The following is a 14,539-nucleotide window of genomic DNA, read 5'->3' as shown; positions in this document are numbered from 1 at the left end:
CGGCCTGTCGATGTGGGCGGCGCAGCGTCCGGGCCGGGCCGGGGGAGCGCCGGGCCCGGCTATCGATGTGTGGTGACCTCGCCGTTCTTGCGCTCCGTGGTGGGTTCTCCGCGGCGGACGGAACCGGGTGCGCGCGGGGTGGGGTGGTCCGCTCGCGCGGCGGAGGTCAGCTGCCAGGGGACGCTGATGACCATGACGCCCGGGGTGAAGAGCAGGCGGCTCTTGAGCCACAGGGCGGACTGGTTGTGCAGCAGGGTTTCCCACCAGTGGCCGACGACGTACTCGGGGATGAAGACCGCGACCACGTCCCTCGGGCTGTCGCGCCTGATGGAGCGTACGTACTCGACGACCGACCGGGTGATCTCGCGGTAGGGCGAGTCGAGGACCTTGAGCGATACCTCGATGCCGTAGGCCCCCCACTGCCGTTGCAGCTCGAGTGCCGCGTCGCGGTCGACCGCGACGGTGAGAGCTTCCAGGTGGTCCGGTCGGAAGGCGCGGGCGTAGGCCAGGGCGCGCAGGGTCGGTTTGTGGATGGTGGACACGAGCACGATGGCCAGCACCCGGGAGGGCCGGACCATTTCGCCGCGTGGGTCGGTGACCGCGAGTTCGGCGGCGACGGAGTCGTAGTGGCGGCGGATGCCGCGCATCATCACGAACAGCACGATCGCGGCGAGTACGGCCAGCCAGGCGCCCTGGGTGAATTTGGTGGCCAGCACGATGATCAGGACCAGGCAGGTGATGACCGCGCCGGTGGCGTTGATGACCCTGGCGATCTGGTGGCGGCGGCGCAGCGCCGGGTTGGTCTCGGTGCGCAGTTCGCGGTTCCAGTGCCGGACCATGCCGGTCTGGGAGAGGGTGAAGGAGGTGAACACGCCCAGGATGTAGAGGTGGATGAGGCTGGTGACGTTGGCTTTGTACGCCCAGAGCAGCAGGCCGGCCACGATGGCGAGGGCGAGGATGCCGTTGGAGAAGGCGAGCCGGTCGCCGCGGTTGTGGAGCTGGCGTGGCAGGTAGCGGTGCTGGGCGAGGATCGAGGCGAGCAGCGGGAAGCCGTTGAAGGCGGTGTTCGCGGCCAGGATGAGCACCAGGGCGGTGGCGGCCTGGATGAAGTAGAAGCCGACGCTGTTCTCGCCGCCGAAGACGGAGGCGGCGAGTTGGGCGATGACGGTGCGCTGCGTGTAGTTGGCGCAGTCGGTCAGGCCGGTCAGTCTGCAGGCGTCGTCGGTGATGTGCACCTTGGCGATGATTGCGAGTGTGGTGACGCCGACGAACATGGTGATGGCGGTGATGCCCATTGCGGCCATGGTGGTGGCGGCGTTCTGGGACTTGGGCTTGCGGAAGGCGGGCACGCCGTTGGAGATCGCCTCCACACCGGTCAGGGCGGTACAGCCGCTGGAGAACGCGCGCAGGACCAGCATCACCAGGGCGAGACCCGCCAGGTTCGCGTCCCCGGGCTGCGGCGTGATCCCGTACGCGGCGGACTCGGCCACCGGCGCGTCCCCCATCAGATAGCGGAACAGGCCGGTGCCGACCATGATCAGCACGCCGCCGATGAACAGATAGGTGGGGGCGGCGAACGCCTGGCCGGACTCGCGCACACCGCGCAGGTTCATCGCGGTCAGGACGGCGACGAAGATGAGCGCCATCAGCACGCGGTAGTCGACCAGGGCGGGCACCGCCGAGATGATGTTGTCCACGCCGGAGGCGACCGAGACGGCCACGGTCATCACGTAGTCGACCAGCAGCGAGGCGGCGACGACCAGGCCGGCCGAGGGGCCCAGGTTGGTCGAGGCGACCTCGTACGAGCCGCCGCCGCTCGGATAGGCGTGCACCACCTGGCGGTAGGACAGCACCACCACGGTCATCAGGGTGACGACCGCGCCCGCGATATACGGCGTGAAGTGCAGATAGGCCAGGCCGCCCAACGTGAGCACCAGCAGGATCTCCTGGGTGGCATAAGCCACCGAGGACAGCGGGTCGGAAGCGAAGATCGGCAGGGCGAGCCGCTTGGGCAGCAGCGTCTCGCCCAGCTCCTCGCTACGCTTGGCACGGCCGATAACCAGCCGCTTGAGTATCCCGGTCACATTGAGCACGGCGCGAGCGTAAGCCGCCCCACCAGCCCAAAAGCACCCTCACCGGGGCCGGAGGGGCATCAAGAACTCGTTAGGATTCCACGAGAGTTCGTACATATGGCGTAATCGCGCCATATCCCTACGCCGGACGGCCCGAGTGCAGGCTCTCCAGTCGCCGTTGCAGCACCTGAAGCGCCCCGCGCTGCCGACCCGGAACGCTGCGCCGCAGCCTGACGAGCAGTGGTGCCAGCGTCCGCGCCCGCTCGGGATCCCGGATCTGCTCCCACTGGTGATGGGCGCGGTCGACGGCGCCCTCGACGTCGGGATCGTCGGACGACTGCTGACGGGCCAGCCGGGCATCGGCGGCAGCCATCCACAACTCGCAGCTGAGTCGCGGATCGCGGGCCAGCCGGGCGAGATCGGCCCGCACTTCCAGCCAGTGAATGGCCTGCACGGAGCCGGGCCCGTGGACCCGCAACTCCTGCTGCTCCCAGGCAGCCGCCGCGGCGGCGGCCTCGGCATGCCGCCCGGCCTGCGCGGCGGCGAGAATCGCGGGGTGGGGGTCGTCGACCGGGGGAGTGGCTTGCACGGCGGTATCGAACTGCGGCGGGGCGGCCGCGCTTTGCCGGGCCGCGGGCGCGGCTTGTGCTGCGCGAGCCTGGGCATGTGCAGGGGCCTGCGCGGGGGTGGGCGTCACCTGCCCCGCCATCGCCGGCGCGACCCGCGCCGCCGATGGCGCGTCGATCGCCAGTAGCAGCGACTCCTCCGTGCCCGCCCGTGCCGACGCCTGTTCGTGCAGTGTCGCCAGGGCCGGCCGCGCGCCGCTGCGCCAGATTGTCGCGTATGCCTTCAGATAGTCGGGAATCGCCGCGTCCCGCCGTTGCGTGACGGGGACGACACGCCCGTAGACCCGGACGCCGGGACCGAGTGCAAGCCCCTTCGATGCGACGTACCGCCATGCCTCGGCATCGGCCGCCAGATCGACGACCACCGTCGTCGTGCCGGGACGCCGGATCGCCGCTTCGGCGGCGACCCAGTGCCAGGGAAGCGCCGTATAGCGCATGGTCGCCGGCGTGGTCCGGGCGAGTGCGAGGTGCAACAGACGCTGTTTGCGGTCCAGTTGGAGCTGACCCGCGATGTACAGGAACAGCGGTCCCTCCGCCGCCGCGGCCGCCCGGATGCGGGTGAGGACGGTCTGCGGATCGAGAGGATCGGCGAGTTCGACCACCGTCGCCGCCGGTGTGCCGGTCAGCGCGCTTGGCGGGACCGCGGCGAGCGCGGGCAGCACGGAACTCGCGTCGACGAGACGCCCCTTGCCGACCGGCGCGGCCGCAATCAGCAGCGCGGTTCCCGGCGCCGCTGAGTCCCCTCCGGTGATCACCACACCCAGCACCGTAGCCGACTCCAGTGACTGCCCCTGCCTGAAGGCCACTTCACGCGTGTGCCGCCGAGTCGAACTCGACGCGGCCGCCGCTGATTGTGGTGATGAGCCTTGCCGGGCGGTGCGGACGCTGCTATTCCATTCGGTTAGGAAAGTTTCCTTTCAGTTCATTGTCCGTAGTTGGTCGTCCACCGTCCCCAGTCCTCCCAGCCAATGGAGATCCCATGAGACGGGCTCAGTTCTGGTTACGCTCGCTCGGCGGCGTCGGCACAGCCGTCACCGCTCTGCTCCTCGGCCTCATCGCCGCACCACCGGCCCCGGCCGCCGCCGTCACCCACGAGGCCGAGAACGCGGTCATCTCGCAAGGTGTCGTGGAGTCCAACCACACGGGCTTCACCGGCACCGGCTTCGTCAACTACAACAACACCACCGGCAGTTATGTCGAGTGGACGGTCGACGCAGCCCAGGCCGGCACCGCGTCGCTGACCATCCGCTACGCCAACGGCACCACCGTCAACCGGCCGATGGACATCACCGTCAACGGCGCCGTCACCGCCCCGGCCCGCGCCTTCCCCGGCACCGGCGCCTGGACCTCCTGGGCGACGACCACCGTCACCGCCGGTCTCAAGGCCGGTGCCAACACCATCCGGGCCACCGCCACCACCGCCAACGGCGGTCCCAACGTGGACCATCTCGCCATCGACGCGGGCGGGCCGGGACCCGGCCCCGGCGGCAAGACCCCCGTCGAGATCAACGGACAGCTGGAGGTCTGCGGCACCAAGCTCTGCAACCAGTACGGCAAGCCCGTCCAGCTGCGCGGCATGAGCACCCACGGTCTGCAGTGGTACAGCCAGTGCGTGACCTCCGGCTCGCTCGACGCCCTGGCCACCGACTGGAACGCCGACGTACTGCGCATCTCCATGTACATCCAGGAGGGCGGCTACGAGACCAACCCGCGCAAGTTCACGGACCTGGTCCACTCGATCATCGAGCAGGCCACCGCGCGCGGTATGTACGCCATCGTCGACTGGCACATGCTCAGCCCCGGCGACCCGAACCACAACCTCTCCCGCGCCAAGACCTTCTTCACCGAGATCGCGCAGCGGCACACCAACAAGAACAACCTGCTGTACGAGATCGCCAATGAGCCCAGTGGCGTGAGCTGGTCGAAGATCAAGAGTTACGCCGAGCAGCTGATCCCGGTGATCCGGCAGAACGACCCGGACACCCCGATCCTCGTCGGCACCCGCGCCTGGTCCTCGCTCGGTGTCTCCGAGGACGCGGACGAGACCGAGATCGTGAACAACCCGGTCAAGGCGACCAACATCATGTACACCTTCCACTTCTATGCGGCCTCGCACGGCACCGAGTACCTGAGCACCCTCTCCCGAGCCGCCGACAAACTCCCCATGTTCGTCACGGAGTTCGGGACCCAGACCGCATCCGGAGACGGAGGCAACAACTTCAGCAGGTCCCAGCAGTATCTCGATCTGATGGCGAGCAAGAAGATCAGCTGGTCCAACTGGAACTACTCCGACGACGAACGCTCCGGCGCCGTCTTCAAGGGCGGCACCTGCGACAGGAACGGCCCCTGGACCGGCACCGGGCCGCTCAAGCCCGCCGGTGTCTGGGTCCGCGACCGGACCAGGACCCCGGACGACTTCCCGACCGGCTGACCCTGCCCTGCCGATGCCCTGCCGATGCCCTGCCGATGCACGGCCGATGCACGGCCGATGCACGGCTGATCCTGCCCGGTTCCTCGCCCGGATTCGTTCGTTGCCGGGCTCCGTACGCTCCCCGTCCGCCCATGTGATCCCATGGGCGGACGGGGACGTACAGAACAGGAGCAGCAGTGACCAGCTACCGCCAGCCGGGAATCGTTCTCACCGACCGGCGCTTCACCGTCCCGCTCGACCACGCCGTCCCGGCGGGGGAGCAGATCGAGCTGTACGGCCGCGAGATCGTCGCGAGCGAACGGGCCGGCGCCGATCTGCCCTGGCTGGTCTATCTGGAGGGCGGACCCGGCTTCGGCGCCCGCCGTTTCCACGGCAAGCAGGCCTGGCTGGGACGCGCCGTTCAGGAGTACCGCGTACTCCTCCTCGACCAGCGCGGCACCGGTCGCTCGACCCCGCAGAACCGCCAGACCCTGCCCCAGCGGGGCGGAGCACAGGCACAGTCCGAGCACCTCGCCCACTTCCGGGCCGACAGCATCGTGCGCGACTGCGAGACCATCAGGCCCCAGCTCACCGGCGGCGCGCCCTGGACCGTACTGGGTCAGAGCTTCGGCGGATTCTGCGCCACCCACTATCTCTCGACCGCCCCCGAAGGCCTGCGCACGGTGATCATCACCGGCGGTCTGCCCGCCCTCGGCGGCCACGCGGACGACGTCTACCGGGCCGCGTACCCGCGTATGCAGCGCAAGGTCGAGGCGCACTACGACCGCTACCCGCAGGATGTGCGACGGGCGCGCCGCATCGCCGCGCACCTCGCCGAGCACAAGACCGTGCTGCCCGGCGACTACACACTCACCACCGAAGCCTTCCAGTCCCTCGGCATCCTGCTCGGCGGCGGGGACGGCAGCCACCAGCTGCACTATCTTCTCGAGAACGCCTTCGTACGCACGGGGGGAGGGCATGAACTCTCCGATGCCTTCCAGGAGTCCGTGCGCGCCACGCTCTCGTACGCGGCACATCCGTTGTATGCCGTGCTGCACGAGGCGATCTACGCCCAGGGCGCCGAGCCGACCGCGTGGGCAGCCGAGCGGGTCCGGGCCGAGTTCCCGCAGTTCGACGCCGCCGCCGCGCTGAACGGTGACGAGCCGCTGCTGTTCACCGGCGAGACCGTCCACCCCTGGCACTTCGACGTGGACCCCGCCCTGCGCCCGCTGCAAGAGGCCGCCGACATCCTCGCCGCCCGCAGCGACTGGACTCCGCTGTACGACCCCGCGCGGCTCGCCGCCAACGGGGTGCCCGTCGCCGCCGCCGTCTACCACGACGACATGTATGTCGACACGCAGCACTCGCTGGACACCGCGCGGGCCATCCGCGGACTGCGCACCTGGATCACCGACGAGTACGAGCACGACGGGGTGCGCGCGGGCGGTCCGCGGGTGCTCGACCGGCTGCTCTCCCTCGCCCGCGGGGAGGCCTGACACTCAGTCACCGCTCTATCCTGCGCAGATGACCGAGCAGCTTCAGCCCATGCCCGACGACTGGCAGCGCGCGCTTGCCGTCGTCGCCCACCCCGACGACCTCGAGTACGGCTGCGCGGCGGCAGTCGCAGGATGGACCGACGACGGCCGGGAGGTCTCGTACCTCCTCGCCACCCGCGGTGAGGCGGGCATCGACACCATCGAACCGGCCACCTGCGCCGCGCTGCGCGAGCAGGAGCAGCGGGCGAGCGCGGCGGTCGTCGGCGTGTCGACGGTGGAGTTCCTCGACCACAAGGACGGCGTGGTCGAGTACGGCACCGGGCTGCGCCGGGACATCGCCGCCGCGATCCGCCGGTACCGCCCCGAGCTGGTGATCACGCTCAACCACCGTGACACCTGGGGCGGTACCGCCTGGAACACCCCGGACCACCGGGCCGTCGGCCGCGCGACGCTGGACGCGGCCGCGGACGCCGGAAACCGCTGGATCTTTCCCGAGCTCATCTCCGAGCAGGGTCTTCAGCCGTGGAACGGGGTGCGCTGGGTGGCGGTTGCGGGCTCCACCACGCCCACCCACGCGGTCGACGCGACGGCAGGCCTCGAGCGTTCCATCAGCTCGCTGCTGGAGCACCGCAGCTATATCGAGGCGCTGACGGACCAGGACCCGGAGAAGTACTGCCGGACCTTCCTCACCGGATACGCCCAGGGCGCCGCCGAGCGCTTCGGCGGCCGGCCCGCCGTCACCTTCGAGCTGTTCGGCCGCTGACCGACGGGACGGCGGCCAGCGGTCCGATGGATCGTCGTCATCGGCTGAGCGCGGCGGCCGCCCTGTCCAGATCAGCCATGACGAGTTCGTTGTTGATGGTCGCCCCGGCCCGGTAGCCGGCGCTTGCGGCATTGACCACCTGCTCGGCCGGGCCGACCGCATTGCCCGCCGCCCACACCCCGGGCACGCTGGTCCGCCCGGTCGCGTCGACCGAGACGTACGGGCCGAAGGGCGTCTCGTTCGTCTCGGCGCCGAGCGCGGTCAGCAGCCCGTCCCGGGGAGTGAAGCGCGGCGCCACGAAGAGCACGGACCGCTCGATGATCCGGCCGTCGGCCATCCGGACGCCCGTCAGGCGGTCCGCCTCGACCGCCAGCCCGGCCACCTCCCCGGTCACGACCACAATGTTCGCCGCGGCCAGCCGCCGCCCGTCCTCGTCCGACAGGGTCTGAACGGTGTGCAGGAAGAGCGTGACGTCGCTGGACCAGTGCGACAAGAGCAGTGCCTGGTGCGCGCCCGCGACCGGCGAAGCGATCACCCCGAACGGGCGGCCCCGGACCTCCCAGCCGTCGCAGTACGGGCAGTGCAGCACATCCCGGCCCCAGCGCTCGGCGACCCCCGCGATGTCCGGCAGCTCGTCGACGAGCCCGGTCGTCACGACCAGCCGCCGCGCATGGACCGTGCGTCCGCCCGCGAGCCGCACATGGAATCCGTCCGCGCCGTCCGGGACCGCGCCCGACACCCGGTCCTCGGCCAACTCCACTCCGTACGAAGCGACTTCGCGCCGTCCGACCTCCAGGAACGTGGCCGGGCTCATGCCGTCACGGGACAGATAGCCGTGCATGTGCGCGGTCGGGGCGTTGCGGGGCTCGCCCGCGTCGACCACCAGGGTCCGCCGCCTGGAGCGGCCGAGGATCAGGGCGGCGCTGAGCCCCGCCGTACCGCCGCCGACCACCACTACGTCGTATGCGTTCTTGTCCATGCCCGGACTCTCGCCCCGGCCTCGCGTGATTGACAAACTTCCTTGCCGTTTCTGCAATGGAGGTATGGATGAGGACGCACGGCTCGATGCCGTACTGAACGAGGTGGGACCGCGGCTGCGCAGGATCAGACGGGAGCGCGGGGCCACGCTCGGCCAGCTCTCGGAGGTGACCGGGATCTCCGTGAGCACCCTGTCCCGGCTGGAGTCGGGCGGCCGGAAGCCCAGTCTTGAGCTGCTGCTGCCCATCGCCCGGGCCCATCAGGTGCCGCTCGACGAGCTGGTCGGCGCGCCGCCCGTCGGTGATCCGCGGGTGCGGGCGAAGCCGATCGTCCGCCACGGCAGGACGATGCTGCCGCTCACCCGCCAGCCGGGCGGCCTCCAGGCGTACAAAGTGGTGGAGCAGCCCGGCGGCGGCGAGCTCGAGCAGCGGACGCACGAGGGGTACGAATGGCTGTATGTGCTGTCCGGTCGGCTGCGGCTGCTGCTCGGCGATCACGACGTGGTGCTGGGTGCGGGGGAGGCCGCGGAGTTCGACACGCGTGTCCCGCACGGGTTCGGCCCCGCGGGCGAGGAGCCGGTGGAATTCCTGAGCCTGTTCGGCCCGCAGGGCGAGCGGATGCATGTGCGGGCGAGACCCAAGCGCGGCTGAGAGGGGTCTTCCCGATGAGCAAGCGACCGCTTAGTATGCGTCGCAGCGTGGTACTGCCTACGGTTTGTGGAGGCCCTGAAATGCAGGCATGGCGAGTGCACCAGAACGGCGAGCCGGGCGAGGTGATGCGGCTCGAAGAGGTGGACCGGCCCACGCCCGGCGAGGGTCAGCTGCTGCTGAAGGTCCGAGCCGCGAACATCAACTTCCCCGACGCGTTGCTCTGCCGCGGCCAGTACCAGGTGCGACCGCCGCTGCCGTTCACGCCGGGCGTGGAGATCTGCGGCGAGACCGAGGACGGCCGCCGGGTGATCACCAACCCCGCGCTGCCGAACGGCGGACTCGCCGACTATGTCGTCGCTGACGCCGCAGCGGTGCTGCCCGCGCCCGAGGCCCTCGACGACGCCGAGGCGGCCGCCCTGCACATCGGCTACCAGACGGGCTGGTTCGGGCTGCACCGTCGCGCGCACCTCCAGGCGGGCGAGACGCTGCTCGTGCACGCTGCGGCGGGCGGCGTCGGCAGCGCGGCCGTCCAGCTCGGCAAGGCGGCCGGCGCACGCGTCATCGGCGTCGTCGGCGGCGCGGACAAGGCGCGCACCGCACGGGAGCTCGGCTGCGACGTCGTCATCGACCGCCGCGAGGACGACATCGTCGCCGCGGTCAAGGCGGCCACCGGCGGCCGCGGCGCGGACGTCGTCTACGACCCGGTCGGCGGCGACGCCTACGCCAAGTCCGTGAAGTGCATCGCCTTCGAGGGCCGGATCGTGATCGTCGGCTTCGCCAGCGGCACCATCCCCAGCCCTGGCCTCAACCACGCCCTGGTGAAGAACTACTCGATCGTCGGCCTCCACTGGGGGCTGTACAACCAGATGGATCCGGCGGCGATCCTCGGCTGCCACGAAGAGCTGACCAGACTCGCCACCGAGGGCGCCATCAAGCCGCTGATCAGTGGACGCGTCGCCATGAAGGACGCGGCCGACGCCGTCCAGCGGGTCGCCGACGGCACCACCACAGGCCGCCTGGTCGTCATTCCGGAAGGAGAGAGCCGATGACGGACGCCGCCGAACTGCGCAGCCGTACCGAGGAGTTGCTGGCCGCGCACCCCCCGGCCGACACGGACCGTACCGACTTCCTCAAGGCACGCTTCGATGCCGGGCTCGCCTGGGTGCACTACCCGAAGGGACTCGGCGGCCTCGACGTCCCGCGCTCCTTGCAGGCCGTCGTCGACGCCGAGCTGACGGCCGCGGGCGCGCCCGACAACGACCCGGGCCGCATCGGTATCGGCCTCGGCATGGCCGCGCCGACGATCCTCAAGTACGGCTCCGAAGAGGTGAAGCAGCGCTTCCTGCGGCCGCTGTGGGTCGGCGAGGAGGTGTGGTGCCAGCTGTTCAGCGAACCGGGCGCGGGCTCGGACCTCGCCGCGCTCGGCACCCGCGCCGTCAGGGACGGCGACGACTGGGTCATCAACGGGCAGAAGGTGTGGACGTCCAGCGCCCATGTGGCCCGCTGGGCGATCCTCATCGCCCGCACCGACCCTGATCTGCCCAAGCACCGCGGCATCACGTACTTCATCTGCGACATGACCGACCCCGGCGTCGAGGTGCGGCCGCTGCGCCAGATCACCGGCGAGGCGGAGTTCAACGAGGTCTTCCTCACCGATGTGCGCATCCCCGACGCACACCGGCTCGGCGACATCGGCGAGGGCTGGAAGGTCGCCCAGACCACCTTGATGAACGAGCGTGTCTCCATCGGCGGCAGCCGGCTGCCGCGCGAGGGCGGCATGATCGGCCCGATCTCGGCGACCTGGCGCGAACGCCCCGAGGTGCGCACCCACGACCTGCACCAGCGGCTGCTGACGCTGTGGGTGGAGGCGGAGGTCTCGCGCCTCGCCGGGGAACGGCTGCGCCAGCAGCTCGCCGCGGGCCAGCCCGGACCCGAGGGCAGCGGCATGAAGCTCGCCTTCGCCCGCCTCAACCAGGAGATCAGCGGTCTGGAGGTGGAACTGCTGGGCGAGGAAGGCCTGTTGTACAGCGACTGGACCATGAGCCGCCCCGAATTCGTCGACTTCACCGGGCGGGACGCCGGCTACCGCTATCTGCGCTCCAAGGGCAATTCGATCGAGGGCGGTACGAGCGAAGTGCTGCTGAACATCGTCGCGGAACGCGTACTCGGACTGCCCTCCGAGCCGCGCAACGACAAGGACGTCGCCTGGAAGGATCTCGCGCGATGACTGACCTGCTGTACTCCGAGGCCGAGGACGACCTGCGCGCCGCCGTACGCTCCCTGCTCACCGACCGCAGCGATACGACGTCCGTGCTCGTGCGCGCCGAGGACGGCGCGCCGTACGACGCCGAGCTGTGGAAGGCGCTCGCCTCCGACATGGGCGCTGCCGGTCTGCTCGTACCCGAGAAGCTCGGCGGCCAGGGTGCGAGCCACCGCGAGGCCGCGGTGGTACTGGAGGAACTGGGCCGCGCGGTCGCCCCCGCGCCTTACCTCACCAGCTCGGTGATCGCGACGGAGACGCTGCTGGGTCTCGACACCGAGACGCCGGAGGTCGCCGAGCTGCTGACCGCGCTTGCGACCGGTCGCAGGACCGCCGTGCTCGCTGTGCCACTGTCCACGTCGCCGCACGGCCCGCTTCCGGTTGACGCATCCACCATCACGGGGGTGGCGGACGCTGCCGCTGCCGATGTGCTGCTGGTGCTGAAGTCGGACGGGCTGTACGCGGTCGAGAAGACAAGCGTCACTGTGGATGCACAGACCCCACTCGATCTGACCCGCCCGCTCGCCGCCGTCACCCTCGGCGACCGGGCGGCCGCCACCCGCCTGGCAGATGCGGGGGCCGCCGAGCGGGCCGTACGCCGCGGACTGCTCACCGGTGCCGGGCTCCTCGCCTCCGAGCAGCTCGGACTCGCCGAGTGGTGCCTGGAGGAGACCGTCCGTCACACCCGCGGGCGCCACCAGTTCAACCGGCCGATCGGCTCCTTCCAGGCGCTGAAGCACCGTATGGCGCAGCTGTGGCTGGAGGTCGTCTCGGCCCGCGCCGCGGCCCGCAACGCGGCGGACGCCCTGGCCACGGACAGCCCGGAGGCCGCTCTCGCGGTGGCCGTCGCGCAGGCGTACACCTCCCGGGTCGCCGTGCACGCTGCCGAGGAGTGCGTCCAACTGCACGCCGGCATCGGCATGACCTGGGAACACCCCGCGCATCTGTACCTCAAGCGCGCCAAGTCGGACGAGATCGCGCTCGGCACGCCCGGCCGCCACAAGGAGGCCCTGGCCGAACTGGTCGACCTGCAGGCTCCCTAGCCGCGCTCGCCGGCTCACCGGCCGCCGCACCGAGAACCGGCGCGGCGGCCGTTGTATGTCATGCACGCTGACGGTCCGTCACGACTGAGCCGCAAGTGACGGATGGCCGAACTCTTCGCGCTGCTCTGCCCATTGGGCTGCCCGGGACGGATACTCACCGATGTCCCTCCCGACCCGCAGAGCCCGGAGGCACCATCGTGCTGACCACCCGTCGCAGAGCCGTCACCACCATCGCCGCCGCACTGGCCGGCAGTGTCGCCGTGCCCGCCTACGCGCAGGCCGCCGAGAAGAACGGCGGGCGCAGCGGCCCACGGCCGCTGCGCCGGGCCCACGCCCACAACGACTATCTGCATGAACGGCCCCTGCACGACGCCCTGTCGCACGGCTTCACCAGCGTGGAGGCCGACATCTTCCTCGTCGACGGGGAACTGCTCGTCGCCCATGAACCGGCGGACCTCGACCCGGCCCGCACCCTGCGCTCGCTCTACCTCGACCCGCTGCTCGGCCGAGTGAGGGCCAACCACGGCTCCGTCTACCGTGGTTACCACCGACCGGTCCAGCTGCTGATCGACATCAAGACGGACGGCATCGCCGCGTATCTCGAACTCGACCGCCAGCTGCGGCACTACCGGCGGATGCTGAGCAGCTACGCGTACGGGCATGTCTGCCTCGGCGCCGTCACCCCGGTCATCTCCGGCGACCGCGCCGCCCGCGTGCCCATGGAGGCGCAGAGGGTGAGGTACGCGTTCTACGACGGCCGCCTCGAAGACCTCGGCAGTGCCGCCCCCGCCTCGTTCATCCCGTTGATCTCCAGCAACTGGACGCAGAGCTTCAGCTGGCTCGGTACCGGCCAATTCCCCGCCGCCGAGCGGGAGAAGCTGCATGCGATCGTCGACGAGGCCCACGGCAACGGTCAGCGTGTCCGCTTCTGGGCCACCCCTGACGTGGCCGGTCCCGACCGCGACGCCCTGTGGGGCGAGTTGCTCGCCGCCCGCGTCGACCACATCAACACGGATGATCTCGCCGGCCTCGAGCGCTTCCTCCGCTCCCGCGGCCATTAGCCAGGCCCGGGCAGAGAGCACCCGTACGGCGGACACGCCAGTCGGCCGTACGGGGCCTCGGCTGCGCCAGACTGACCGCCGAATGCCGCAATCCCGGCGCGGCGGAGGAGGTTGGCGATGGCCATTTCGATCTCGGTGGTGCTCCTGCTCACGGTTCTCGCAGTGATCTTTCTGCGGAACGGTGGGCTGAAGCTCTCCCACGCGGTGGTCTGCGCCCTGCTCGGGTTCTATCTCGCGAGCACGAGCATGGCGCCGACCATCCAGGAAGGAATTGCTGCCACCGCCAACGTGGTCGGCAGCCTCAGGCCGTGACGTCTGCGGGCAGCTCGAAATAGCTGCCGCAGTCGTCGTCCACGTGCACCACATGTCTGCCGACGCGGACGATCTGAGCCGTCCCCACCCGCCAGGATCCGCAGGCACCTTCGCAGTCCGCCAGCGGCGCCCACACTTCGCGGAACGTACTTCCGTCCGCGTTCACACCCGTCTCGACCATCCCGGCGCCCGAGGGCTCGAGTCTTCCCACGTCCTCGCCGGGCTCCCCGACGTCATGGTGGAAACGGACCTCGCCGCCTTCGTACGCCGTGACGCCGGCGAAACCGCGGCTGTCCGCGTAGTAGGCGTCGATCTGAAGCCAGACCACGTGCTCGTTCTCCAGCAGTGGTCCGCCGTTCCGGCTGATTCCGGCGCGCAGCCAAGCGCCGCGGGTGGGGGCGTTCACGCCCACCAGCATGTCAGGCATGCTCGACGCCTTCGGACCGAGGCTGATCAGCCGTCGACCACATGGGACCGGATCAGGAATCGCACGCCCTCCGGCGCCTCCAGCGAGAAGCCGCTGCCCCGGCCCTCGACGACATCGACGACGAGCCGGGTGTGGCTCCACAGCTCGTACTGGCTCCTGGACATCCAGAACGAGACCGCCTCGTCGACGCCCTCCACCCACAGGCTCTCGAGCAGGACGTCGGACTGGCCCGTACGGAACTCCCCGTCCGGGTAGCACATGGGCGCGCTGCCGTCGCAGCAGCCGCCCGACTGGTGGAACATCAAAGGACCATGGGCGGCCCGCAGCCGCCGCAGCAGTTCGGCGGCGGCCGGGGTCAGCTCGACGCGCGGGGACTGTGTCATCCGGTCAGCAGAGCACCGGCGAGGTTGCAATGCCGTTGCAGCCCCCGCGCGGAAGATT

At 70.3% G+C, this 14,539-nt stretch carries 14 protein-coding genes; 9 read left to right on the top strand and 5 right to left on the bottom strand.

Features of this window, described 5'->3' with window-relative positions; translation table 11 throughout:
• Positions 1-59: 59 nt before the first annotated feature.
• Positions 60-2,093 (bottom strand): APC family permease, encoded by a 2,034-nt coding sequence (locus OG729_RS04175; RefSeq protein WP_405804351.1) that lies wholly within the window; start codon positions 2,091-2,093, stop codon positions 60-62.
• Positions 2,094-2,211: 118 nt separating this feature from the next.
• Positions 2,212-3,456, bottom strand: a complete 1,245-nt coding sequence (locus tag OG729_RS04170; RefSeq protein WP_405804349.1) for a hypothetical protein — start codon at positions 3,454-3,456, stop codon at positions 2,212-2,214.
• Positions 3,457-3,677: 221 nt separating this feature from the next.
• Between OG729_RS04170 and OG729_RS04165 the strand changes: the two genes are divergently transcribed.
• The 3 genes from OG729_RS04165 (at position 3,678) to OG729_RS04155 (ending at position 7,367) form a co-directional block, all read left to right on the top strand.
• On the top strand, positions 3,678-5,129 hold the full coding sequence (locus OG729_RS04165; RefSeq protein WP_405804347.1) for a cellulase family glycosylhydrolase: 1,452 nt from the start codon (positions 3,678-3,680) through the stop codon (positions 5,127-5,129).
• 176 nt (positions 5,130-5,305) lie between these two features.
• Positions 5,306-6,604, top strand: coding sequence for an alpha/beta fold hydrolase (locus OG729_RS04160; RefSeq protein ID WP_405804346.1), 1,299 nt, complete (start codon positions 5,306-5,308; stop codon positions 6,602-6,604).
• A 28-nt stretch (positions 6,605-6,632) separates the two neighbouring features.
• Positions 6,633-7,367, top strand: coding sequence for a PIG-L deacetylase family protein (locus OG729_RS04155; RefSeq protein WP_405804345.1), 735 nt, complete (start codon positions 6,633-6,635; stop codon positions 7,365-7,367).
• 37 nt (positions 7,368-7,404) lie between these two features.
• Here OG729_RS04155 and OG729_RS04150 read toward each other — a convergent pair whose 3' ends face one another.
• The gene (locus OG729_RS04150) at positions 7,405-8,346 is read right to left on the bottom strand and encodes an NAD(P)/FAD-dependent oxidoreductase (protein ID WP_405804344.1); all 942 of its coding nucleotides are present in this window, start codon (positions 8,344-8,346) and stop codon (positions 7,405-7,407) included.
• A 64-nt stretch (positions 8,347-8,410) separates the two neighbouring features.
• Here OG729_RS04150 and OG729_RS04145 point away from each other — a divergent pair, with 64 nt between their 5' ends.
• The 6 genes from OG729_RS04145 (at position 8,411) to OG729_RS04120 (ending at position 13,671) form a co-directional block, all read left to right on the top strand.
• Positions 8,411-8,995, top strand: a complete 585-nt coding sequence (locus OG729_RS04145; RefSeq protein WP_360865419.1) for an XRE family transcriptional regulator — start codon at positions 8,411-8,413, stop codon at positions 8,993-8,995.
• Positions 8,996-9,075: 80 nt separating this feature from the next.
• Positions 9,076-10,044, top strand: coding sequence for an NADPH:quinone oxidoreductase family protein (locus tag OG729_RS04140; RefSeq protein ID WP_360865417.1), 969 nt, complete (start codon positions 9,076-9,078; stop codon positions 10,042-10,044).
• Positions 10,041-11,222, top strand: coding sequence for an acyl-CoA dehydrogenase family protein (locus OG729_RS04135; protein WP_405804343.1), 1,182 nt, complete (start codon positions 10,041-10,043; stop codon positions 11,220-11,222). The genes OG729_RS04140 and OG729_RS04135 overlap by 4 nt, the downstream gene beginning before the upstream one ends.
• On the top strand, positions 11,219-12,298 hold the full coding sequence (locus OG729_RS04130) for an acyl-CoA dehydrogenase family protein (protein WP_405804342.1): 1,080 nt from the start codon (positions 11,219-11,221) through the stop codon (positions 12,296-12,298). Before OG729_RS04135 ends, OG729_RS04130 begins: the two co-directional genes overlap by 4 nt.
• Positions 12,299-12,492: 194 nt before the next feature.
• A complete protein-coding gene (locus OG729_RS04125) occupies positions 12,493-13,359 on the top strand; it encodes a phosphatidylinositol-specific phospholipase C/glycerophosphodiester phosphodiesterase family protein (protein ID WP_405811042.1) in 867 nt (288 codons plus the stop codon).
• Positions 13,360-13,476: 117 nt separating this feature from the next.
• The gene (locus tag OG729_RS04120; protein WP_360865410.1) at positions 13,477-13,671 is read left to right on the top strand and encodes a hypothetical protein; all 195 of its coding nucleotides are present in this window, start codon (positions 13,477-13,479) and stop codon (positions 13,669-13,671) included.
• Here OG729_RS04120 and OG729_RS04115 read toward each other — a convergent pair.
• Together OG729_RS04115 and OG729_RS04110 are read right to left on the bottom strand one after the other, a co-directional pair.
• On the bottom strand, positions 13,661-14,098 hold the full coding sequence (locus OG729_RS04115) for a hypothetical protein (RefSeq protein WP_405804340.1): 438 nt from the start codon (positions 14,096-14,098) through the stop codon (positions 13,661-13,663). The genes OG729_RS04120 and OG729_RS04115 overlap by 11 nt on opposite strands.
• A 26-nt stretch (positions 14,099-14,124) precedes the next feature.
• On the bottom strand, positions 14,125-14,481 hold the full coding sequence (locus OG729_RS04110; protein ID WP_405804338.1) for a DUF779 domain-containing protein: 357 nt from the start codon (positions 14,479-14,481) through the stop codon (positions 14,125-14,127).
• Positions 14,482-14,539 lie beyond the last annotated feature (58 nt).

The sequence above is a fragment of the Streptomyces sp. NBC_00210 genome (genome assembly GCF_045160975.1).
Classification (GTDB): Bacteria; Actinomycetota; Actinomycetes; order Streptomycetales; family Streptomycetaceae; genus Streptomyces.
This window is presented reverse-complemented; position numbering and strand designations above follow the sequence as displayed.